We start from the raw sequence: 22,100 nt of genomic DNA on the forward strand, positions 1-22,100 counted from the left end.
GCGCGTCACGCGTCACTCCACCGTGCCCCAAGGTGCGGCGGTGCGCGAGACGGCCCGTCACCCCGCCGTCAGCGCACCACGCTCAGTGACAGCGCGAAGCGGCCCTCCCGGTCGGTCCACCAGTGGGCCAACTCCAGCCCGGCCGCCGCCAGTTCGGTCCCTACGCCGTTCTTGCGGAACTTCGCCGAGATCTCGGTGCGGAGTTCCTCGCCGGCCGCGAAGTCGACGGCGAGATCGAGCGCCGGGATCTTCACGGTCTGGTCGGTGCGGGACCGCAGCCGCATCTCGATCCACTCGTTGCCGGCGTCCCAGAGGGCCACGTGGTCGAAGGCGCCGGTGTCGAAGTCGGCGCCCAGCTCGCGGTCCACCACGGTCAGGACGTTCTTGTTGAACGCGGCCGTCACCCCGGCCGCGTCGTCGTAGGCCCTGACCAGGACCTGCTCGTCCTTGACCAGGTCCGTGCCGAGCAGCAGCGCGTCCCCGGGGGAGAGCAGCGAGCGCAGACCGGCGAAGAACGTGGCGCGTTCCGCCGGGAGCAGGTTGCCGATCGTGCCGCCGAGGAACGCCAGCAGCCGGGGACCCGAAGTCTCCGGCAGGGTGAGGGCGCCGGTGAAGTCGGCGATCAGGGCGTGCACGTCGAGCCCCGGCCGCTCCTCGACGAGGGCGTGCCCGGCCTGGGTGAGCGCGCTCTCGCTGACGTCGACCGGGACGTACACGGCCAGGCCGGTGAACGCGTCGAGGAGGTGGCGTGTCTTGTCCGAGGACCCGGAGCCCAGCTCGACGAGCGTGCGGGCGCCGGTCGCGGCGGCGATCTCGCCGGCCCGGTCGACGAGGATCTCCCGCTCGGCGCGCGTGGGGTAGTACTCGGGCAACTCGGTGATCCGCTCGAAGAGTTCGCTGCCGTGGGCGTCGTAGAACCACTTCGGCGGGAGGGTCTTCGGGGTGCGGGTGAGGCCCTGGAGGACGTCGGCTCGCAGGGCCGCGTCGGTGGCGTCCTCGGGCAGGGTGCGGGTGAGAAGGAACGGACTCACGTGCGGGGCTCCTTCGGTGGTGCGAGGTCTTTCAGGGGGGTGAGGAGGACCTCGGCGCGGGTCGCGGTGAGCAGGGTGCGGTCGGGGACCTCCGTCCAGCGCGGATCGTCGTCGTAGGGCTCGGAGGCCACGACCGTGCGGCGGCCGGGCTCCGAGAGGTACCAGAGGGTGTCGCCCCAGGCCGTGGCGGCGATCGACTCACCATTGGTGAGGAGGAGGTTGAGGCGGGAGCCGGGCGCCGCGTGGGCGACCTCCAGCACCGTGTCGGCCAGCGCCTGGCCCTCCTCGTCACCGGCACGCAGCCGGCCCAGGATCAGCGCCCAGACGAGCGCCGAGTCGCAGCGGGCCTCCAGGGACAACAGGTCCACCGGCGGCAGGCGCCTGGCCAGTGCGGCGAGCGTCTGCGGCCAGCCGGTGACGGCTCCGTTGTGGCTGAACAGCCAGGGGCCCGCGGCGAACGGCGCCGCCGCGGCCTCCCCGTCCGCGCCCGCGAACGTCGCGTCCCGTACGGCGGCCAGCACCGCCCCCGAGCGGACCACGCGGGCCAGGTCGGCGAAGGACTGGTCGCCCCAGATGGGTACGGCCCGCCGGTAGCGGCCCGGTACCGGGTCGCCCTCGACGTACCAACCCACCCCGAAACCATCGGCGTTGACCGTCCCGTGCCGCTGTCGACGCGGCTCCCAGGACTGGCGGTACAGGCTGTGCGCCGGGTCCACGAGGAGCCGGCCCAGCGGCTCCTCGGGTCCCAGGTACGCCAGATGACGGCACATCAGACGGCCCCCGAGCGGGCGGTGCGGAAGCCGGAGAAGATCTGCCGCCGGATCGGATAGTCCCAGTTGCGGAACGTGCCCCGGCAGGCCACCTCGTCCACCGCGAACGAACCGCCCCGCAGCACCTTGTACTCGGGGCCGAAGAACACCTCCGAGTACTCCTTGTACGGGAACGCCTGGAACCCCGGGTAGGGCTGCAGGTCGCTCGACGTCCACTCCCACACGTCGCCGATCAACTGCCGTACGCCGAGCGGTGATTCGCCCGCCGGATAGCTGCCCGCGGGTGCCGGGCGCAGGTGGCGCTGGCCGAGGTTGGCGTGTTCGGGTGCCGGGTCGGCGTCGCCCCACGGGTAGCGCATCGACCGGTCGGACGTCGGGTCGTGGCGGGCCGCCTTCTCCCACTCGGCCTCGGTGGGCAACCGGCGTCCGGCCCAGCGGGCGTAGGCGTCGGCCTCGTACCAGCACACGTGCAGGACGGGCTCGTCGGGCGGCACGGCCTCCGTCACGCCGAAGTGACGCCGCAGCCACTGCTTGCCGTCCTTGCGCCAGAACAGCGGTGCGACAACGGAGTTGCGGCGGATGTGCGCCCAGCCCTCCTTCGTCCACCAGCGCGGGTCGTCGTAGCCGCCGTCCTCGATGAACGCGAGATACGCGCCGTTCGTCACCGGGGTCGTGTCGATGTGGAAGGACGCCACCTCGCGGCGGTACGCGGGCTTCTCGTTGTCCAGGGCCCACGGCTCGGTGGAGGTGCCCATCGTGAACGGGCCGCCGGGGACGAGGACTTCGGCCGGACCGGTGAACAGCGGTACCGGTTCCGGGTCCGGAGCCGTCAACGCCCGCGGCCCCGTGCGGAGCTGATGGGTGATCAACATCGTTTCGTCGTGCTGCTGTTCGTGCTGGGCGACCATCCCGAAGGCGAAGCCCAGCTCGGTCAGCCGCGTTCCACGGAACGCGGTGCTCTCCAGCACGTCCGTCACCCGGCCGCGTACCTCGGCCGCGTACCGCCGCGCCTCCTCGGGCGGCAGCAGCGGCAGCGAGGGGCGCTCGGAGCGCGGGTGCTCGAAAGCGTCGTAGAGGCCGTCGATGTCGGGCCGCATCGCGTCCCGGCCGCCGACGGCCCGCAGCAGCCACAGCTCTTCCTGGTTGCCGATGTGCGCGAGGTCCCAGACCAGCGGGGACATCAACGGCGAGTGCTGGGCGGTGAGTTCGGGCTCGTCCACGCAGCTCGTCAGGAGCGTGGTGCGGTCCCGGGCCGTGGTGAGGGTGGTCAACGCCCGTTGCCGGAGCGCCTCGATATCGATGTCGGCGGAGGTGTCGGCGTCGGTCATGTGAGCATGTCCTTCCCGTGCGGGCGGCTGTCCGTGCCGCGCACGCGGTCGAGCAGATCGTCGGCGGGGCAGCGGCCCCGGACGACATAGCGGTCGAAGTACGCGCGGACCGCGTCCGTGACCCCGGCGGTGGCACCCAGCCGGGGCAGGGCCTCCAGCGCCGTCGCGAAGCAGACGAGGGCGACCTCGTGCAGCTCCGGGTCGGACAGGCCGTAGCGGGCCGCGTCGATCCACAGCGGGTTGTGCGGCGCGGGCAGGCCCTGGGTCCGTTCGGCCAGCGGCTTCACGGCCCGGTACGCGGTCTCGGCGGCCTCCGGGTCGTCGAACAGCGCCGTCGTCACGGCCAGCGGCACGATCCAGCCGTCGTCCCCGGGCTGCGCGTCGATCATGCGCAGTTCGAGATGACCGCGCGGTCTGACCGGCGGGAACAGGGTCGTGATGTGGTAGTCGAGATCAGCGCGGGTCGGCGGCCTCGGCGACCCCGATCTGATCCACTCCCGGAAGGTCAGCTCCTCCGGGACGTCCCACGGGCCTTCGTCCTGGCGTATGCACATTACCGGCGAGTCCAGGACGTGGTCGGTCCAGGCATCGCGCGGCTCCGTGTCCAGTGGCGGCCCGCCCGCCCGGCCGGAGCCGATCTCCATCCAGATCAGCTGCCGGGTGGAGCGCCACCCGGTCGGACTGCGGCCCACCAGCGGGGAGTTGGCGAACGCGGCCACCAGGACCGCGCCCAGTTGGTGGGAGAGCCACCAGCGCCGGCCGAGGCCGAGCGGACCCGGCTCCTCGTAACCTGCGTCCAGGCACACCTGCACGGATGCCGATGTGCACATCATGCGGCGGCCCGCGGGGCCTGTGCGGTCGAGGCAGCGCTCCATGGCGTCGTAGCGCGGCTCGCGCAGGAACCGGCGCGGGGGATGCCAGGGATCGTGGCCGACGCCGACCAGTCCCAGGCCGTCGCGGCCCAGCACGGCGCGGACGGCGTCGAGATCTTCGGAGACGGAACCGATGCACTCCATCAGGGAGGCGGCGGGCGACGAGCTGAGTTCCAGCTGGCCGCCGGGCTCGACGGTGAGCGCCGACCTCAGAGGCACGGTCTTCAGAGCGGTGTAGGCCGCTCGCAGTCGTTCGGGTGTCACGGGGAGCTGCGGCAGGCGCAGCTCGTGGACGAGCCATTCCACCTCGACCCCGAGGGTGCGGGGCGGACCTGTCTTGAAGCAGATGCCCCTGACCAGGGCTTCCACCTCGGGTTCGGTGACCGCGACAGCGGGCTCGGTACAGTCGCTACAGTCACTTGCCGTATCGGACATGTCGGGATCCTCCTGAGATTCCACCATGCCACCGGCCCGGTTTCGGTTGGGCCCGGGTCGGCACACTCGTACCACCCAAGACCCTCGCGGCTGGTCGCACAAGGGTGCGTATTGCCACGTTCGGGATCGGTAATCTCCGGTTCTCCGGCTGTTCGCGGAGCCCGGAAACTCCGTTGCACCGCACGACCAGCATCGCTCACGATGGATGTATGAGCACGACGGGGGAGAGCGCGGGGGAGATCGCGGGGCGCGCGCTCATGGCGTACACGGGGGTTATGCCATGAGCGCGCGCCTGCGCGGCATCGCGCAGCAGACCGAGCAGATCGTGGCGGCCGGCGCCTACCGCGCGGCGGACGGGCACGAGGTGTTCATCGCCGCGGAGACCGAGGCGGCCCGCGCGGGCACCCGCCTGTACGGACCGGAACCGGTGCGGACACCACCGTTCTCGCCCGTGGCGACATCCATCGAGGTCACCGGCGAGAGCAGCCTGGAGGCCGCCCGCCGCCTGACCGGCCCGGTGGCCGTCCTGAACTTCGCCTCCGCGCGCAACCCGGGCGGCGGTTTCCTCAACGGCGCACAGGCCCAGGAAGAGGCCCTGTGCCGCGCCTCCGCGCTGTACACCTGCCTGCTTGAGGCCCGCGGTTTCTACGACCACCATCGCGCCCACCGCGACCCGTTCTACACGGACCGGGTCATCCACTCACCGGCCGTCCCCGTCTTCCGCGACGACAAGGGCCGCTTCCTGGACGAGCCGTACACCGCCGGCTTCCTGACCGCCGCCGCGCCGAACGCCGGAGTCGTGCTGCGGACGGCACCGGAGCGCGCGGCCGAGCTGCCGCAGGCCATCGCCGTACGGGCGGAGCGGGTGCTGGAGACGGCCCTCGCGCACGGCTACCGGCGGCTGGTCCTGGGCGCCTGGGGGTGCGGAGTATTCCGACACGACCCGGCGCAGGTCGCGGGCGCCTTCCACGCGCTGCTCGGGCCGGGCGGACGGTTCGCCGGGGCCTTCGAGCACGTGGTGTTCGGCGTCCTGGACCGCACACCGGGTGCCACGGTCCGGGACGCCTTCGTACGGGCGTTTCCGGAGCCTCAGCTCCAGAAGTAGCCGCTCAGGTCCAGCCGTAGCGCTCGTGCAGCCGGTGGCGGACGAGGTTGAAGCGCATCTGGTCGATGGCGCACGCCTCGCGGCGCATGCCGTCCTCGTGCAGGCGCAGGACGCGGTCCACGTCGACCCACGAGTCGCGGCCGGACTTGTCCCACGGGCCGCTGCCGATCGCCACCCACTCGCGGTCGCCGTCGTGCCGCTTGCTGGAGAGCTGGACGGCGAGCAGGGTCCCGCCGCCCTCACGGGCCACGACGAGGACCGGACGGTCCTTGCCCCTGCCGTCGTTCTCCTCGAACGGCACCCAGGTCCAGACGATCTCGCCGGGGTCGGGGTCGCCGTCGTGCGCGGGGGAGTACTCGGTACGGACCTTGCCGACCTCACGCGGGTCGGCCTCGGTGGTGGCGGAGGGGCCGAAGCGGCCCGGGACGTTCTCATCGGTATACGCGGTCACGGAGGCACCTTAGAACGTGCCTCCGTGACCGCGGACGCCGGGCGCCCGTCAGACGATCACTTCTCGTCCTTCTCCACCGGCACCTTCTGCGACGGCGGTGCCGTGCTCCCGTTCAGGGCCGAAGTCCCGTTCGGGGTCTGGCCGTTCTGGTTCATCGTGGAGAGCAGCTGGCGGGCCAGACCGAGGCCCGTGCCGCCCATGGTGAGCGCCTTGGCGAGCATCTCCGCCATGCCGTCGGCCCCGTTGAGGACCACCATGTTGTCGATGCTGCCGAACGCGGAGGCGCCGGCCTTCACGATCTCCGGCCAGTTCTCGGCGAGTTGCTGCGCGACCACCGCCTCCTGGTTCTCGGCGAGGGCCGCGGCCCTCGCCTTGATGGCCTCCGCCTCGGCGAGACCCTGGGCCCGGGTCGCCTCGGCGGCGGCCAGACCCTTCGCCTGCGCGGCGGCCGCCTCGGCCTCACCGGTGGCCCTGGTGGCGGTCGCGGCGGCGGCACCGCGTGCCTGGGTCGCCTCGGCCTCGGCGTTCGCGGCCGTCTTGATCCGGCTCGCCTCGGCCAGGGCGGCCAGCTCGGTCTCCTTCGCCTTCGCCTGCGCGGCGGAGATCCGCGCGTCACGTTCGGCCTCGGCACGGGCCCGGGTCTCGTAGGCCTGGGCGTCCGCCGGCTTGCGGACGTCCGCCTGGAGCTGCTGTTCCCGGCGCAGGGCGTCGAGTTCGGCGATCCGGGTCTCCTGGACGACGACGTCCTGCCGGGCGGCGGCGTCCGCGAGCGGTCCGGCCTGGCGGGCCTTCGCCGCCGCCTTGTCGCGCTCGGCCTGGTAGCCGGCCTGGAGGATCTCGCTGTCCCGGGTGGCCTCCGACATGTGTGCCGCGGCCCGCTGCTCGGCCTCGGTGGCAAGCCGGTTCGCCTCGGCCTGCGCGATGCGCGCGTCCCGCTGCACGGCGGCGGCGTGCGGCATCGCGAGGTTCTTGATGTACCCGGTCGGGTCCTCGATCTCGTGGATCTGCAGCGAGTCCACGATCAGACCCAGTTTCTCCATCTCCGTACCGCACGCGGCACGGGTCTGGCCCGTCAGCTTCTCCCGGTCGCGGATCATGTCCTCGACCGTCAACCCGCCCACGATGGACCGGAGATGACCGGCGAACACGTTGTGCACCCGCTCCGACATCATCTTCTGCTGGTCGAGGAAACGACGGCCCGCGTTGGCGATGGACACGAAGTCGTCGCCCACCTTGAAGATGACCACGCCCCGCACCTTGAGCGGAATGCCCTGGGTGGTCACACAATCCACGTGCAGCTCGGTCTCGTTGAGGTCCAGCGAGATCTTGCGCACCGCCTGCACACCGGGCAGCACCAGCGTGCCGCGCCCCGTGACGATGCGGAACCCCATGCCCTCTTCAAGGCCTTCGGTACGGTGTTTGGAGCCTGAGATGATGAGTGCCTCGTTGGGCTCCGCGACCCGCCACATCGACTTGAACAGGCCGATCAGTGCGAGGACGGCGACAAGCGCCACCCCCGCTACGACGCCGATGACCATCGGCATACGCCCCCTTGTGATGGTGCCCTTTCGGCACCGAACGAAGGGAGTGTGCGCCTGTGCGACACCGGGGTACAGACGTTGACGGATCCTTGTTGCAATCTTGACGCGAACGCCCTTGAAACGGCTCTCACCTGCGAGGGAGCACGCTCAACTGTCGTACGCCTCTGTGACGTAGACGGTACGTGGCGGTAGGTATTCCACGACCATCACCACCGTCCCCCGCTCGATCCGGCCCGTGCCGGTGGCGGCATACGCGAGGAAGTGCTCGGCGCCCCCGCGCACCCGGACGATCACCTCACCGACGAGCCCGGGTCCGACCGTCCCGGTGACCCGCCCCATCAGCCCGACCATCGACGCATCCTGCATGGTCACAGGGTACGGGCCGAACCCGCCCGTGCCGCCGGGGAATCCGTGCCGATCGGCTCCGGCCACCTCTCGTGCCAGCGCAGGTCCGCCTCCAGCTGGGCGGCGAGCGACAGCAGGAGGGGTTCGCTGTGCGACGGGCCCAACAGCTGGGCGCCGACCGGGAGTCCGCCCGCCACGAAACCCGCGGGGATGTTGACGCCGGGCCAGCCGAGGATGTTCCACGGCCAGGCGTAGGGGCACGCGGCGATCATCGCGCGGTCGGTGGCCAGGCCGTTCAGATCGAGCATCGCGCCGACCGCGGGCGGGGGAGCGGCCGTTGTGGGCGCGAGGACCACGTCGTACCTCCCGAAGAACGCGCCGAACCGGTCGTGCAGGGCCGCCTCCGCGCGCCGGGCCGCCCGCAGCGGGGCCCCGCCGAGCCGGCGGCCCAGGCGGGCGGCGTCCACGGTGCGGGGGTCGAGGAGTTCGGGGTGCGGTGCCTCGTGGACCCGCTCGGCGAGACCGACGGTGGCGCGCGGGACGAACGTCAACCCGATCTGTCCGTAGGGCGGATCGTCCTCTACGACCGTGTGGCCCAACTGGGCCAGTTTCTCAGCGAGTTCGAGGACCCTGGCCCGCACCTCCGGTCGCAGCCGGGCGGGCAGCGCGGTGAACGGCGGCTTCAGCGAGAGCGCGATGCGCAGTCGCCCGGGGTCGCGGCCCACCGCTTCCGTCATCCTGATCGCAGGCGGCCGGTGCGGGTCCTGGGCGTGGTTGCCGCTCGCCGCGTCGAGGAGCAGGGCCGCGTCCGCGACCGTGCGCGCGAGGGTGCCGTTGACCGTGATGCCCTGGAAGGACTCGCCGCGCGGCCAGGTCGAGATACGGCCGCGCTGCGGTTTGACGCCGATGAGATGGGTCCAGGCGGCCGGGATGCGCACCGAACCCGCGCCGTCCGAGCCGAGCGCGGCCGGGACCAGTCCCGCGGCGACCGCCGCCGCCGAGCCACCGGACGAACCCCCGGGCGTATGAAGGGAGTTCCACGGATTGCGGGTCGCGCCGAACGCGGGCCCCTCGGTGAACGGCCACTGCCCGAACTCGCAGGTGTTCGTCTTCCCGACGATCACGGCACCGGCCGCCCGCAGTCGCCGTACCGCCTCGCCGTCCTCGGCCGCCGGAGGGAACTCGCCCCGGCAGCCGAACGCGGTCGGCTCGCCCGCCACGTCCGTGTCGTCCTTGACGGCGACCGGCACGCCGAGCAGCAACGTGCTTACTCCGGCAGCCAGTTCGCGGTCCGCCGCGTCGGCCTCGGCGAGCGCCGCTTCCCTCCGTACGATCCGAAAGGCGTTCAGGGAGGCCTGAGTCGACTCGATCCGGGCCAGGGCCCGTTCGGCCAGGGCCCGTGCGGTCACCTCCCCGGCGGCCAGTGCTCGGGCGGACTCGGCCAGGCCTGCGGAACGGTCGGGCGTCATGGCGGGCACCTCCGGAAGCGCGTGGTCTACCGAACGGTAACGTCCGGGCGCCCGGCATGGTGCGGATGCGGCAACCTGCCCTGAAGAGTGGGTGGTTCGGACCTCGCGACAGGCTTCCCACAGAGATCACCCAGCACTGCGCAAAGCATTGACGTACTCCTGCCCCACCCCTACCTTCTGACCGACTTGGCGAACCATGTTCGACATGGCGAACCAGGGAATCCACCGAGTCTCCGGGAGAGCCGCCCGTGACCACACGTCCCCCCACACCGTCCCGTCGTGCCCTGCTGCGCGCGATGGCCGTTCTGCCCGCCTCGGCGCTCGTCCTGGGCGAGGCCCCCGGACTGCTCGGCACGGCCCTGGCCGCCGCCCCGTCGAGCGGCTACGCGACCCGCTACACGATCGTCCCGTTCCTCAACAGCGACGACGGCACGGTCAATGTCTACCAGTCCGACGACGCCACCGACTTCCGGCTCGTCCAGTCCTCCGCCTACACCCCGCCGAGCAACCGCATCCGCGACGCGAGCGTGTTCAAGCACACCGACGGCTACTACTACCTGACGTACACCACCCACACCTGGGAGGACGTCAGCACCACCATCGGCTTCGCGCGCAGCGCCGACCGGGTCAACTGGACGTTCCTGTACGACTACACCGTCCCGATCACCAACCTGTCCCGGGCGTGGGCGCCCGAGTGGTTCGTCGACGGCGACGGCAGTGTCAACGTCATCGTGTCCTGCTCCACCACCGACGACGAGTGGATCTTCACGCCGTACCGGCTGAAGGCGGCCAACTCCGCGCTGACGGCGTGGAGTTCACCGGTCGCCCTGTCGGGCATCGGCTCCAACCACATCGACACGTACATCGTGCGGATCGGCTCGACCTACCACGCCTTCACCAAGAACGAGACGGCGAAGTACATCGAGTACGGCACCGCGACCAGCCTCACCGGCCCCTACACGCTCTCGAAGACCGGCGACTGGGCCGGCTGGGGCAGCTACCGCGAGGGCCCCTCGGTCGTCCAGCTCGACAACGGCGGCTGGCGGATCTTCTTCGACGGCTACGGCGACGGCAACTATTACTACAGCGACAGCTACGACACCTTCGCCACCTGGTCCGCGCCGACCGCGCTGACCACCCTCTCCGGCACGGCACGCCACTTCACGGTCATCAAGGAGACGGTGACCGGCGGCCCGAGCCTCGCGACCGGAGTCACCCGCTCCTTCCGGTCCGCCAACTACACCACCCGCTACTGGCAGGAGGTGTCCGCCCTGCTCAACCTGCCGGTGGTGACCAGCGCCGGCACCACCGCCCTGAAGCAGGCGTCCACGTTCACCGTCGTCGCCGGCCTCGCCGACGCGACCGGGTTCTCCTTCCGGGACCCGGCGGGCAACTACCTCCGCCACTACGACTTCCGGGGCCGCTTCGACGCCGACGACGGCACGGCGACCTTCGCGCGGGACGCCACGTTCTACGCCCGGACCGGCACCGTCACCGGCGCGTTGCGCTTCGAGTCGTACAACTACCCCGGTTACTACCTGCGTCACTACAACTACCAACTGCGGGTGGACCCGACGGACGGCACCGATCTCTTCCGGACGGACAGCTCGTTCGTGCCCGTGACGGCCTGGGCCTGAGGGGCGACTGAGAACCGGTGGGGCGGGGCAGGATGCTGGTGAAACCGATCGGCCATGGCCTGGAGGCGCTGGGCGCATGCGCAGTACGGCAGGAACCCGGATCCGTGAGCTGATCGTCACCCCGATCGCCTTCCGCGACCCGCCCCTTCTCAACTCCGACGGCGTCCATGAACCGCTCGCCCTGCGGTGCGTCCTCCAACTCGTCCTGGAGGACGGCACCGTGGGCCTCGGCGAGACCACGGGCGGCACGCTCCGGCTGGAGCGACTTGAGATGGCGGCGAAGGTCGTCGTGGGCCTGGACGTCTTCGATACGGCGGCCGTCCTCGCCGCGATCGACGCCGCCCTGCGGCCGACCGTCCCCGGCTCGCACGAACGCGGCTGGACCACCTCGGCGGTCGAGGTGGCCTGCCTCGACGCCCAGGGCAAGCTGCTCGGCCGCCCGGTCGGCGACCTGCTCGGCGGCAAGGTGCGCGATGCCGTGCCCTTCGCCGCGTACCTCTTCTACAAATGGGCCGAACACCCCGCCCTCGACGGCAGGCCCGCGATCACCGACGACTGGGGTGAGGCGCTGGACCCGGCGGGGATCGTCGAGCAGGCCCGGCTGATGCAACAGCGGTACGGCTTCCGGTCGTTCAAGCTCAAGGGCGGTGTCTTCCCGCCCGACGAGGAGATCGCCGCGATCAGGGCACTGGCCGAGGACTTCCCGGGGCGGCCGCTGCGCCTGGACCCCAACACGGCCTGGACGGTGGAGACATCGGCGTACGTGGCCGGCCAACTGGACGGCGTCCTGGAGTACTTGGAGGACCCGACCGCCACCATCCCCGGCATGGCGCGGGTCGCGAAGGAGTCACCGCTCCCGCTGGCCACCAACATGTGCGTGATCGCCTGGGAGCATCTGCGGCCCGCGATCGAGCAGCGCGCGATCCAGGTCCTCCTCACCGACCACCACTACTGGGGCGGACTGCGCAGGACCCGCGAACTGGCCGTCGTCTGCGAGGTGTTCGGGCTCGGTGTGTCCATGCACTCCAACTCGCACCTGGGCATCAGCCTCGCCGCCATGACCCATGTCGCGGCGACGATCCCCAACCTCGACCACTCCTGCGACACGCACTACCCGTGGAACGCGGCCGACGACATCGTCGTCCCCGGCGTCCTGGAACTGCGCGACGGCGCGGTCCAGGTGCCCACCGGCCCCGGCCTGGGTGTGGAGCTCGACCTGGACGCCCTCGACCGGTTGCACCGCCTCTACCTCGACTCGGGCATGCGCGGCCGGGACGACACCGCCTACATGCGACGCGTCCGGCCCGACCACGAACTGCGGCTCCCGAGGTGGTGAACGGGTCAACTAGCCCTGGTCTACGGCTCGTTCGGGAACATCGCGTGGGGTGGCCGGTCGGCGGACGCGCGTAGCGTCGGCTCGTTGCGCAGCCGTACGAAGGTGATGGCCAGGGCGACCGCCTGGACCAGGGCGCAGCACAGCACGACCGTGTTCAGGTGGGCCGGCGGGGTGACGGCGACGAGGACGCCGGCCACCGGGAACGGCAGCAGCAGGAGCAACATGGTCAGGGAGAGCGTGGTGCCGAAGGCCGTCGCGGGGATGACCAGCGAGCGCAGGGTGCGCAGGACCACGGTGAGGCCGCCGTCGCCCGCCATGAACAGCGCTATGAGGACCACATAGGCGGCGTAGGACGGGGCCTGGGGGAGCGCCAGACAGGCCGCGGAGGCGAACGTCGCGCACACCACCCCCACGCCCCACAGGTCGACCCGGCTCAGGGCGAGCCGGCAGAGCGTGATCGCCAGCAGGGTCGCGGCAGCGGCGGCGGACCACAGGGTGCCGACGTCGGCGGAGGAGCGGCCGAAGTTCTGCACCACGATCACGGGGCTGGCCGACTGGAGCAGGCCGAGGGCGAGATTGGAACAGGCCAGGCCCGCCACCAGCCAGCGCAGCGCGGGAACCTTGTGCAGCATGCGCAGTCCGGTCCGCAGACTGCCCGGTGTCCGCTCGCCGTCCGGGCGGGCGGACCGCAGTGGGGTCGGCGGGGTCTGCAGGCCGAGCACGGCCGCCAGCAGGGACAGCGCGGTCAGGCAGCCGAGCATCCAGCCCGGACTGACCAGCAGCAGGAAGCCCGCGAGCAAGGGGCCGACGAGCATGGCGGTCTGGTCGATGCCGATGAGGACCGACTGCACTCCGTGCGGTCGGTTCTCCGCCCGCCGGGTGACGATCGCGCCGACCGCCTCGTTGGCGACGAAGCTGAACTGGGTGAGGGTGCCGGTCACCGCGGCCAGCACCAGCACGGTCACCGTCTCCGCGGTGCCCCGCGGCAGCATCGCCAGCGCGACGGCCGCCCCGGCCAGCACCACGGACCGCAGCAGCGAGGCGAGGAAGCACACGATCGCCGCGCCGCGCCGGTCCACCACCTTCCCGGCCAGTACGAACGCGGCGATCCGCGGTGTCCACTCCAGGGCGAACGCCAGGCCCGTCAGCGTCGAGGAGCGGGTGATCGCCAGCACCAGCAAGGGCATGGCGTATGTCGACATGGAGAACGCCAGGGCGTCACTGGTGCGGGGTGCGTAGATCCGTCGGAACAGACTGCCGGACGGAACGGCTGCATGGCGACCGGCCGGAGGCCGGTCCTCGTGCAGGGTGATGGCCACGGAGCGGAGGCTTTCGGTGAGGCGTGTCACGGAGGGGAAACGGACGGAACCGGCCTGGGGCGAAAGGAATTCGCGGGAGGCGGGGAGCGGGGAAAACGCCTACGAGCAAAAGGAGTTGAGGCGTGAAATATAGCGCAGTCGCGGCACTCGGCATATGCGTCGCGGTCATCTCCTCAAAGTCTGCGCAAGGGATTCGTGGCATTTCCGATGCCGAAATCGGAAGTGTCCGCAGATCAGAGGTTGGCCAGGGCGACCCGGAGAGTGAGCCGGTCGGGGGTGACCTGGAAGACCAGGGACGAGATGCAGTCGCTCCAGAGCTGAAATGAACGCACTCGGCCCGGACTCATATAGGCCGCCGACAGGATGCCTGACAACAACTTCCGGGCCGGGAACTCGTACTTGGCGAAGGCGAACCGAAGAAAGCGAGAGGAACAGCGACACCGGGACACCACGCAGCAGCACCCGGACACCGGTACGGGAACCCCTTTGCGCCGGCCGCCAGTTGATGATCGCGAACAGAAACACCTGCGCCGCTCCCGCGACGGTCGCCGTCTCGGTTCAGCCGACCGGTCGTCCGGTTCCGTTCAACGGAACCGGACGCGACAGACACGGTTCCGAGGATCACTCTTTCGTCCCGTGGTCCGACAGTGGGGGTACAGATGCAGGCAGGAGTGGCCGCGCCGCGGCCCGGTCAGGTTCGGTTCTCCGTATTGGGTCCGCTGTCCGTCACCGACGGCGGAGCGGGAGCGCTGCCGCTCGGTCCGCTCAAACAACGGGTGCTTCTCGCCATGCTGTTGTGCCGTCCCAACAGCATGGTGTCCGTCGAAGCGCTGACGGACGCCCTGTGGGACGACGGACCGCCGAGGACCGCGCGCAAGAACATCCAGGTCCATGTCTGGGCGCTGCGGAAACTCCTCGAAGGCGCCTGTGCGCGCGGCCGGTTGGTCCGTGGGGCGGGCGGCTATCTCCTGTCGGTGGACGAGGAGGAACTGGACTCGTTACGGTTCCGAAGACTCGCCGCCGCCGGACGTGAGGCGGCTGACAGGGGCGAACTCCCCCTGGCGGCCCGGCTGTCGAACCAGGCGCTGACACTGTGGAGCGGACCCGCGCTGCCGGAACTCCGATGTTCGAGGTCTCTGTCCGACGAGGCCGGCCACCTCGACCGGGAGTACCTCCAGGTCTACGAGGACTGGGCGGAGGCCGAGTTGTGGCTCGGCAACGCGCGGGCGGTCGCCGGCACGATCAGGGAGCTGACGGCGCTGCATCCGCACCGCGAGCGACTGCGGGCCGCGCACATGAACACGCTGTTCCGACTGGGGCGGCAGACCGAGGCGTTCGCCGTGTACGACGAGTACCGGCAGCTCCTGGCCGGGGAGTTCGGCCTGGGTCCCAGTCCGGTGCTCGAAGCTCAGTACCGGTCCATGCTGACCGGTGGCAAGAACCTGATCAGCCGGCCCGGGCGAGTGGCGAGGTCGGCGCCCGTCGGCCCGTGAGGGACCGCAGGGTCCGGGCGCGTTCCGTGCCCGTGAGGTCGAAGGGGACGAGCATGATCTCGTCGGCGCCCAGCGCCCCCGCCACCTGGTCGACGGCCTTGAGCACCGTGTCCCGGCCGCCGTGGACCACCTGCTGGTCCGCCAGGAACCGGTGCGCGAGGAACTCCTCCCGGGCCGGCGGCAAGGACTCCTCAGGCGCGGCCCCGGTGCGCCGCCGTACGGTCCGGCGCGCGGCCCGCACCGCCAGCCGCTCGGCTTCCTCGTCGCTGCCCGCGCACAGCACGTTGAGCGAGGCGATGAGGTAGGGCCGGGCTCCGCTCGGGCCGGGGACGAAGGCCGCCCGGTACCGTTCCACCGCGGCCGGGCGGCACTTGGAGTAGCCCAGGTGATGGCCGTAGACGAACGGCAGTGACCGTTCGGCGGCGATGCGGGCCGAACTCTCGCTCGCTCCGAGGACGTGGACCTCGGCCGGTGCGGTGACTCGGGGGGACAGGAACAGGGCCGGGTCGTCCGGTGTGTCCTGCCTCAACGGGTCGAGGAATCCGGTGAGTTCGTCGATCAGGGCGGGGAACTCGATCGTCGCCCTGGCGTCGCGTCGTAGTGCTGTCTCCAGCGCCGCGCGGTAGGCCGGGGTTCCGGCGGTGCTCGACGAGCGGCCCAGGCCGAGGTCGATCCGGCCGGGGTGCAGGGCGGCCAGTGTGGCGAACTGTTCGGCCACGACGTAGGGGGCGTGGTCGGGGAGCATCACTCCGCCCGAACCGACGCGGATGCGCCGGGTGACGGCGGCGATGTGGGCGATGAGGACCGCCGGCGCGCTGCTGACGACGTCGGGCGAGCCGTGGTGTTCGGCGACCCAGAAGCGGTGGAAGCCGCAGTCCTCGCTGACCCGGGCGACGTCGGCGATCTCCTGGACGACCTGGGCGGCCGGGAGTTGTCCGTCCGTCGCGCCCACTTCCAACACGGAGAGAAGGGCGGCGGGGCGCGCGCCGTCGGCGGTGTCGATCTGTGCCGTGCTCACGAAGAACTCCTGTCCTGCGCGGGGGAGTCGGGAAGTACGAGGGGGACAGCCGCCAGCACGGCCAGCGTTCCCGCGAAGAGCGCGGCGGTCGTGGGCAGCGAGAAACGGGCCAGCAGCAGTCCGGCGGCCAGCGGCCCGAGCGGCTGGAGGATCTGGGCGAGCAGGCTGCTGGTGGTGCTGACCCGGCCGTAGATCTCCTCCGGCACGGCGACCGCCATGATCGTGGCGAACGTCGCCGCGCTCACCGGGGTGAGCAGGCACAACGCGCAGAAGCCGGCGACGAACGCGACGGTGCTGCCGCTGCTCCAGGCGAGGGCCAGCAGCGCGGCGGCGAGCGCGGGAGCCGACGCCAGGGTCGTCCTCAGGGGGATGTGCCGCTGGAAGAGGGGGGTGAGGAGGGAGCCGGCCAGGCCGACGACCGCCGCCGCGCTCATGGCCGTTCCCACCATGACCGCACCGTCGGGCAGCCTGCCCACGCCGAGGATCAGAGCGAACGCCAGCGCGGAGAACGTCACGTTGAGACCGGCGAAGTACGCGGCGGAGCAGCGCATGAACCGGTCCCCGATCAAGTACCGCCACCCGGCGGTGAATTCGGTCCGGAAGCGGGCGCGGTCGGGGCGTGCGGCGGCCGTACTCATGTGTGCTTCGGCGGGGCGCCTCGATCGAACCGCCGCGGCCACGCAGAGCGCGGAGGCGCCGAAGGTCAGCGCGTCCACCGTGAACGGAACGGAAGGGGAGAGCGACAGCAGCAGCCCGGCCGCGGCCGGCGCGGCGATGTCGGCGCCGTAGGCCCGCGCCTGGTTCAACGACATCGCCGCGCCCAGCTGTTCCGTCGGCACGATCCGTCGGATCACCTTGTTCTGGGCCGGCCGGAACACCTCGAGCGCCGCGTCCGACACGATCACCGTCGCCAGGGCCAGCGCGATCGGTACGGGGCGCAGCAGCACATAGAGCGCCACCGCCCCTACGGCGAACATCCGGATCAGGTCGCAGAGCAGCATCAGCGTGCGCTGGTCGTAGCGGTCGCTCAGATAGCCGGCCGGCAGCCGGGTCACCAGCGCGACGACCAGGGAGGCCGTGCCGATGGTCGCGGCGACCGTGGCGGAGTAGCCCGCCGCCAGCAGCACCAGCGGCAGCACGATGAACGTCATCGACGAACCGAAGTCCGACAGCGCCTGGCCGATCCACAACAGCCGGAACTCCCGGTTGCGGCTCAGCCGGGGCGCGTCGGCCGTGTCCAGGGGCGCGGTGGCGGTCATGCGCCGGGCCCGGACGGTGCGATCAGGTCGTCCAGCAGGAAGTTGGTGTTGGTGCGCGCGCCGGGGCGGGTCCTGCGGAACCGGTCCAGGAAGAGCGCGACACCGGCCGATCCGGTCGCGAGGTCGCAGCTCTCCCGCACCGTCTGCTCGCCCGGGAACACCACGCCCTCCGGTCGCCGCACCGCGCTGCACAGCACCGCCTCGGCCGCCCGCTCCGCGTCGCCCAGCAACTCCGGGTCGCCCAGGAACTCGTACGCGTCCAGCAGGACGTTGCCGAGGCCGCTGATCCCGTGGAACAACTGCGGGAACGTCGTGTACTTGCGCCGTACGTCCGGCAGTAGCTCCTCGATGTGCTTGCCGAGGGACTCGTCGCCGGTCACGTGGTGGTAGCGCAGCAGCGTCGTCAGGACGCCCGCCGTGCCCTCGTCCCAGTAGTGACGCAGGACGGTGGTCGGTTCGTCGGTGGCCGCGACGGCCGGGAAGGACAGCAGGCCGGTGGGCGAGTACGTACCGCAGGACAGGTCGAACTCCAGCCCCGCGCGCCCCAGTCGGAGCGCGTCCTCGTCACCGGTCGCCGCGTGCAGGGCGAGCAGGAACATGGCGACACCGGACGCGCCCTCGCCGTAGCCGACGGGGATGTGCCCGCCGGCAGCGGGCCAGTGCGCCCGGCCGTTCTCCTGCCGGGCGCTGCCCGCGAGGTGTTCGCCGATCTCGCGGGCGCGGTCGAGGAACTCCGTGCCGCCGGTGTCGCGCCACAGCCGCAGACACGCCATGCCGTGTCCGGCGGCGCCGGTCAGCACGCCCGGCTCGGTGTACAGCAGCGGATGCCCGGCGGCGTCGCGCAGGATCCGCGCGGCGATGTCGCGATGACCCAGCGCCGACAGCACCCAGGCGACGCCCGCGGAACCGTAGTACAGGCCGGGCGGCAGTGCCTTGTGGCCGGTCGGCCTGCGCAGCGCCCAGGCCAGGAAGGTGTCGGGCACCGCGTCGCCGGTGGCGTGGAGTGCGTAGAGGCAGCCGTAGGCGCCGTGGGCGACGGAGAGCGGGTTGGTCTCGAAGACCAGCATGTCCGCCGGGAAGAGCCGGTCCTCGCGTTGCGGGTCCGCGGTGGCGCACAGGTACTTCGCGACGCCGTCGAGCGTGGTCGCGATCCGTCGGCGCAGGTCGTCGCTCGACTCCGGGTCCGGTGTCACGCGGTGCGCCAGCGGCGGGAGTTGCCGCCAGGCGGTGGTGAACGGCAGCTCGGTCAGGCGGCGGCGCAGGGCGGCCGGGTCGGGCAGCGGCGCGTCCTCGTCGTAGAGGTCCTTGATCAGGGTGACCAGTTCGGCGGGCAGGGCGAGATCGGCGGCCACCGCGTCCAACAGGCGTAGCGGTACGGCGTGTTCGACCAGGTCGTTCTGCTGGCAGGTCAGGACGCAGCACAGCATGATGCCGCCGAGCGCGTAGTAGTCGGAGCGCCGGTCACCGCGGCCCGCGGCCACCGCGCGCCGGGTGACCGTCCCCGGGGTGCCCAGGCCCGCGCCGCCGCCCCGGTCCTCGTGGAAGGCGGACTCCAGGTCGATGACGCGGATGCGGTCGTCGGCGGTGACCATGATGTTCGTCGGTGACAAGTCGCCCAGGACGATGCCGCGTTCGTGGCAGGCGGCGATGGCGTCCGCGACCTGGAGCCAGAGCAGCCTGAAACGGTCGTAGTAGTCGGTGAGCGCGGCCGGGGTCAGGTCGAGGCCGTAGAGCGGGTTGTTGGCGACGCCGAGGTGGCCCAGGTGGCTGCCGTCGATGTGGTCCTCGGCGATGAACGCGTGCTGCCACTGCTCGAAGAACGTGACAGGGCGTACGAACAGACCGGTGTCGGCCAGTTCGGTCAGCAACTCGTACTCGTGGCGCAGCAGTTCGACCGCGTCGATGCCCTCGGGGCCCACCTCGACACCGGGCCGGGCCTCGCGCAGGACGACGTCGGCGCCCGTCTCGGTGTCCACGCCGCGGTAGATGCCGCCGCGGTTGCTGAACGCCAGCGCGCGCTCGACCTTGAACCGGCCGTGCAGCAGGCCCTGGCCGCCGCCCCCCGAGGTCCCGCCCGCCCCCGCCTCGCGGTCCGTGTCCGTGTACGGGTCCCGGGCCCAACTCGGCGCGAACCAGAAGGGGGTGCGCACGTCGGGGACGAGCGAGCCGTCCGGGGCCTGGATCATCAGGTCCCGCAGCCCGAGCGGCTTGAGCTCGAAGCGGCTGATGAACCCGCCGTAGCGGTAGGACACGACGTTCGAGCCCGGACAGCGCCGGTCGGAGAGGATGTACGGCCCGTCGAACTCCTTGAGCGCTTCGGTGAGTTCGGCCGCGATCGCGTGGAACTGCGGGTCGCCGTCCGGGTAGACGGTGATGAACTTCCCGCTCGAAGCCCGCGGGAACGACTTCCCGTTGGCCTCGCGCACCGCCGCCGCGTCCATCAGGAACTTGAAACGCACCCCGGCGTCGCGCAGCACCGGCAACGACCGGCGCAGTATCTCGGCGCTGGTGCGCGAGGTCGCCGAGACATGCAGCTTCCAGCCCTCGCCGAGCATGGGCGCGCCCGGCGGTTCGGCGATGACCCAGTAGCCCCGGCGCCAGGTGCGCCAGGCGTCGGGCACGACCGCCTGGTACTCGCGCAGGTGCTCGCCGCTCGGTGGGCGCCGGCCGAAGTCCTCGAACCACCGTGGATCGTGGTTCATGTACGACAGCACGTTCTCCCATGGCAGTTGCATGTCGGCCCGCTCCCCTTGTGTCCCGCGTCCGGTGTGTTCGACCCTGTGGGCGGTCCCGGACGAGATCGCCCGGGACCGCCCTGCGCTTGGGTGGGTCAGCAGCTCGTGATGGCGCAGGAGCTGCAGCTGAAGACGATGGAGCTGGTCGGGGTCTCGATCTCCAGGCTCTGCAGGGACAGGACGAACTCGGCGTCGACGGACTCGATGTTGTGGGCCATGGCGGTCTCCGGTCTCAGTGGTGTCAGGTGCTGTCAGCGGGATCCGCTGACCTGTCCCATGCTGGAGAGAGCCGCTTCACAAACGGCATGCCAATGGTTTGGATCCGGTATTTCAGTGGCCGTGCCCGACCGCACCCGCCTTGCGGGAGACCGTGAACCGGTCGACCTCCGCACCGGTCGCGGCCAGCGCCCGCACCGTGAGGGTCGTCGTACGGCCGGGCGTCGCGGGGGCGACGTCGACGCGGATGAACGAGTAGCCGGTGTAGCGCACCCGGGACCAGTCGACGTTCTCGGTGACCTGGCCGTTCTTGCCCGTCCAGTACGTCGGCACCGAGTCGATCGCGTCCTCGTGGCCCTCGTAGCTGTCGGTCACCGGGAAGCTGTACACGCTCTCGCCGCCCGCGCCCGCCGTCACGTACACGACACCGCCACGGGTCGGCTCGTGGGTGCCGCCGATGGGCAGGGTCCGTACGGCCTTGTCCTGGACGACCGGGTCGGTGCGCTCGTAGACGTGGTTGTGGCCGTTGACCACCAGGTCCACCTGGTGCTTCTCGTACAGCGGCACCCACTGCTCGCGCACCCCGCCCTCGGAGGCGTGCGAGGTGGTGGTCGAGAAGGCGCAGTGGTGATGGAAGACGACGATGAAGTCGACGTCCGCACGGGCCCGCAGTTCGGTGAGCCGCTTGTCGAGCCAGGCGGTCTGCTTGCCGCCGGTGTAGCCGATGTTGGCGGGGATCTCGTACGACACGTCGTTCGCGTCGACCGACACCACCCCCACGTTGCCGTGCACGAAGGAGTAGACGCCGGGAGCTGACGCGGCGTCAAAACCGTTGCCGGGCAGGGTGAAACGGGCCTCGTTGCCGCCGTAGCCGTTGGGGGAGTACCAGGACTCCATGTCGTGGTTGCCGAACGCCACCATCCACGGCACCCGGCTGGAGAGCGGCTCGATCTGCGCCAGGAACGAATCCCACTGGCGGGCGTCGTAGTTGCCCGCGTCCCCGGGCAGCCCGTGCCCGGTCTCCTCCGCGTAGCAGATGTCGCCCGCGTGCAGATGGAACGCCGGATTCTGTGCCTGGACAAGGGAGTTGAGGCCGATCGAGGTGTAACTCGGGTTCTGGTCACCGAAGGCGGTGAACGTGAACGGCCGGGTGCTGTGCGTGCGGGGCGCGGTCCTGAAGGAGTAGATCGTGTGCGCGGCACCCGCGTCGGCGGGGTCGAAGCCGTCGTGGCCGACGCCGTAGTAGTACGTCGTGTCGGGGTTCAGGTTGTCCAGCGCCGCGTGCACGTAGTACTGGTCGATGTCGGCGCTCTTGCCGATCCCGGTGGGCGTGAACAGGTCGCGCACCTCCGCCGGTATGCGGTGGCTCAGGTCGAGGGGGCTTCTGCCGATACGGAGGAACGGTTTGCGGACGGGCAGCGGCACCTGCCACGACACGCGCATCTGGGTCCGCGGATCGGCGCCGTAGGCCAGGTGCCGGCCGAACGGCGCGACCAGCGAGCCGTGTACGGCGGTGGTGGCGGAACCCGTCACCAGCGTGGGCGTTGCAGCCGCCGCGACACCCCCGCCGCCCGCGAGGGCGACACCGGTGGCGGCGAGCGCGCCACCGCGCAGCACACCGCGCCGGGAGAAGGCGCGGCGGAGGTACTCGTGTTGCTCGGGCATGCTCAGGGTGTCGGCGAGCCGGTCGGGAAGACCCATGCGAGGAGTGTTCATGGGCGCGACGCTGGCAGCGGCGGT

The 22,100-nt window shown here is 71.1% G+C and carries 18 protein-coding genes; 4 read left to right on the forward strand and 14 right to left on the reverse strand.

Annotation, left to right across the window (positions count from 1 at the left end; all coding sequences use genetic code 11):
- Positions 1-68: 68 nt before the first annotated feature.
- The 4 genes from egtD to egtA are packed head-to-tail and all read right to left on the reverse strand — an operon-like array spanning position 69 to position 4,436.
- Entirely contained in the window at positions 69-1,031 is a 963-nt protein-coding gene (gene egtD / locus ACIRRY_RS04380; RefSeq protein ID WP_403967752.1) for an L-histidine N(alpha)-methyltransferase, read from the reverse strand.
- On the reverse strand, positions 1,028-1,801 hold the full coding sequence (gene egtC / locus ACIRRY_RS04385) for an ergothioneine biosynthesis protein EgtC (RefSeq protein ID WP_403967754.1): 774 nt from the start codon (positions 1,799-1,801) through the stop codon (positions 1,028-1,030). Before egtC ends, egtD begins: the two co-directional genes overlap by 4 nt.
- Positions 1,801-3,129, reverse strand: a complete 1,329-nt coding sequence (egtB, locus tag ACIRRY_RS04390) for an ergothioneine biosynthesis protein EgtB (protein WP_403967756.1) — start codon at positions 3,127-3,129, stop codon at positions 1,801-1,803. Before egtB ends, egtC begins: the two co-directional genes overlap by 1 nt.
- Positions 3,126-4,436 carry an ergothioneine biosynthesis glutamate--cysteine ligase EgtA gene (gene egtA, locus ACIRRY_RS04395; RefSeq protein ID WP_403967758.1) on the reverse strand — a complete coding sequence of 437 codons (1,311 nt, stop codon included), beginning with the start codon at positions 4,434-4,436 and terminating at the stop codon, positions 3,126-3,128. Before egtA ends, egtB begins: the two co-directional genes overlap by 4 nt.
- Before the next feature lie 280 nt (positions 4,437-4,716).
- Here egtA and ACIRRY_RS04400 point away from each other — a divergent pair, with 280 nt between their 5' ends.
- Positions 4,717-5,541: a TIGR02452 family protein gene (locus ACIRRY_RS04400; protein WP_403967760.1), complete on the forward strand. Its 825-nt coding sequence runs from the start codon at positions 4,717-4,719 to the stop codon at positions 5,539-5,541.
- Between the two features lie 4 nt (positions 5,542-5,545).
- On the opposite strand, the gene ACIRRY_RS04405 is transcribed toward ACIRRY_RS04400, so the two are convergent.
- The 4 genes from ACIRRY_RS04405 to ACIRRY_RS04420 all read right to left on the reverse strand — a co-directional run bounded on the left by ACIRRY_RS04405 (position 5,546) and on the right by ACIRRY_RS04420 (position 9,347).
- Positions 5,546-5,992 carry a type II toxin-antitoxin system PemK/MazF family toxin gene (locus ACIRRY_RS04405; RefSeq protein WP_403967762.1) on the reverse strand — a complete coding sequence of 149 codons (447 nt, stop codon included), beginning with the start codon at positions 5,990-5,992 and terminating at the stop codon, positions 5,546-5,548.
- Positions 5,993-6,048: 56 nt separating this feature from the next.
- The gene (locus ACIRRY_RS04410) at positions 6,049-7,536 is read right to left on the reverse strand and encodes a flotillin family protein (protein ID WP_403967763.1); all 1,488 of its coding nucleotides are present in this window, start codon (positions 7,534-7,536) and stop codon (positions 6,049-6,051) included.
- 144 nt (positions 7,537-7,680) lie between these two features.
- Complete coding sequence (locus ACIRRY_RS04415) at positions 7,681-7,899, reverse strand: hypothetical protein (RefSeq protein WP_234476770.1); 219 nt, start codon at positions 7,897-7,899, stop codon at positions 7,681-7,683.
- A gap of 2 nt (positions 7,900-7,901) precedes the next feature.
- On the reverse strand, positions 7,902-9,347 hold the full coding sequence (locus ACIRRY_RS04420; protein WP_403967765.1) for an amidase: 1,446 nt from the start codon (positions 9,345-9,347) through the stop codon (positions 7,902-7,904).
- A gap of 248 nt (positions 9,348-9,595) precedes the next feature.
- Here ACIRRY_RS04420 and ACIRRY_RS04425 point away from each other — a divergent pair, with 248 nt between their 5' ends.
- A complete protein-coding gene (locus ACIRRY_RS04425; protein WP_403967767.1) occupies positions 9,596-10,984 on the forward strand; it encodes a glycoside hydrolase family 43 protein in 1,389 nt (462 codons plus the stop codon).
- 76 nt (positions 10,985-11,060) lie between these two features.
- A complete protein-coding gene (locus tag ACIRRY_RS04430; RefSeq protein WP_403967769.1) occupies positions 11,061-12,320 on the forward strand; it encodes a glucarate dehydratase family protein in 1,260 nt (419 codons plus the stop codon).
- A 20-nt stretch (positions 12,321-12,340) separates the two neighbouring features.
- On the opposite strand, the gene ACIRRY_RS04435 is transcribed toward ACIRRY_RS04430, so the two are convergent.
- Positions 12,341-13,639, reverse strand: coding sequence for an MFS transporter (locus ACIRRY_RS04435; RefSeq protein ID WP_403967771.1), 1,299 nt, complete (start codon positions 13,637-13,639; stop codon positions 12,341-12,343).
- Between the two features lie 659 nt (positions 13,640-14,298).
- Between ACIRRY_RS04435 and ACIRRY_RS04440 the strand changes: the two genes are divergently transcribed.
- Positions 14,299-15,132, forward strand: a complete 834-nt coding sequence (locus tag ACIRRY_RS04440; protein WP_403967773.1) for a BTAD domain-containing putative transcriptional regulator — start codon at positions 14,299-14,301, stop codon at positions 15,130-15,132.
- Here ACIRRY_RS04440 and ACIRRY_RS04445 read toward each other — a convergent pair.
- The 5 genes from ACIRRY_RS04445 to ACIRRY_RS04465 form a co-directional block, all read right to left on the reverse strand.
- On the reverse strand, positions 15,086-16,150 hold the full coding sequence (locus ACIRRY_RS04445) for an MsnO8 family LLM class oxidoreductase (protein WP_403967775.1): 1,065 nt from the start codon (positions 16,148-16,150) through the stop codon (positions 15,086-15,088). The two genes, ACIRRY_RS04440 and ACIRRY_RS04445, sit on opposite strands and share 47 nt — an antisense overlap.
- A complete protein-coding gene (locus ACIRRY_RS04450) occupies positions 16,147-17,409 on the reverse strand; it encodes an MFS transporter (protein ID WP_403967777.1) in 1,263 nt (420 codons plus the stop codon). Before ACIRRY_RS04450 ends, ACIRRY_RS04445 begins: the two co-directional genes overlap by 4 nt.
- Positions 17,406-20,144, reverse strand: coding sequence for a class III lanthionine synthetase LanKC (lanKC, locus tag ACIRRY_RS04455; protein WP_403967779.1), 2,739 nt, complete (start codon positions 20,142-20,144; stop codon positions 17,406-17,408). The genes ACIRRY_RS04450 and lanKC overlap by 4 nt, the downstream gene beginning before the upstream one ends.
- A gap of 95 nt (positions 20,145-20,239) precedes the next feature.
- Positions 20,240-20,362, reverse strand: coding sequence for a hypothetical protein (locus ACIRRY_RS04460; RefSeq protein WP_403967781.1), 123 nt, complete (start codon positions 20,360-20,362; stop codon positions 20,240-20,242).
- A 112-nt stretch (positions 20,363-20,474) separates the two neighbouring features.
- Positions 20,475-22,061 (reverse strand): purple acid phosphatase family protein, encoded by a 1,587-nt coding sequence (locus ACIRRY_RS04465; RefSeq protein ID WP_403967783.1) that lies wholly within the window; start codon positions 22,059-22,061, stop codon positions 20,475-20,477.
- Positions 22,062-22,100: the final 39 nt, after the last annotated feature.

The organism is Streptomyces sp. NPDC101776 (genome assembly GCF_044766845.1).
Classification (GTDB): Bacteria; Actinomycetota; Actinomycetes; order Streptomycetales; family Streptomycetaceae; genus Streptomyces.

Coding starts and splice junctions, on each gene's coding strand:
- ACIRRY_RS04440 (WP_403967773.1), top strand. CDS start 14,299: ATGCAGGCAGGAGTGGCCGCGCCGCGGCCCGGTCAGGTTCGGTTCTCC.
- egtC (WP_403967754.1), bottom strand. CDS start 1,801: ATGTGCCGTCATCTGGCGTACCTGGGACCCGAGGAGCCGCTGGGCCGG.
- lanKC (WP_403967779.1), bottom strand. CDS start 20,144: ATGCAACTGCCATGGGAGAACGTGCTGTCGTACATGAACCACGATCCA.
- ACIRRY_RS04460 (WP_403967781.1), bottom strand. CDS start 20,362: ATGGCCCACAACATCGAGTCCGTCGACGCCGAGTTCGTCCTGTCCCTG.
- ACIRRY_RS04465 (WP_403967783.1), bottom strand. CDS start 22,061: ATGGGTCTTCCCGACCGGCTCGCCGACACCCTGAGCATGCCCGAGCAA.
- ACIRRY_RS04450 (WP_403967777.1), bottom strand. CDS start 17,409: ATGACCGCCACCGCGCCCCTGGACACGGCCGACGCGCCCCGGCTGAGC.
- egtB (WP_403967756.1), bottom strand. CDS start 3,129: ATGACCGACGCCGACACCTCCGCCGACATCGATATCGAGGCGCTCCGG.
- ACIRRY_RS04415 (WP_234476770.1), bottom strand. CDS start 7,899: ATGCAGGATGCGTCGATGGTCGGGCTGATGGGGCGGGTCACCGGGACG.
- ACIRRY_RS04410 (WP_403967763.1), bottom strand. CDS start 7,536: ATGCCGATGGTCATCGGCGTCGTAGCGGGGGTGGCGCTTGTCGCCGTC.
- ACIRRY_RS04420 (WP_403967765.1), bottom strand. CDS start 9,347: ATGACGCCCGACCGTTCCGCAGGCCTGGCCGAGTCCGCCCGAGCACTG.
- ACIRRY_RS04430 (WP_403967769.1), top strand. CDS start 11,061: ATGCGCAGTACGGCAGGAACCCGGATCCGTGAGCTGATCGTCACCCCG.
- egtA (WP_403967758.1), bottom strand. CDS start 4,436: ATGTCCGATACGGCAAGTGACTGTAGCGACTGTACCGAGCCCGCTGTC.
- ACIRRY_RS04400 (WP_403967760.1), top strand. CDS start 4,717: ATGAGCGCGCGCCTGCGCGGCATCGCGCAGCAGACCGAGCAGATCGTG.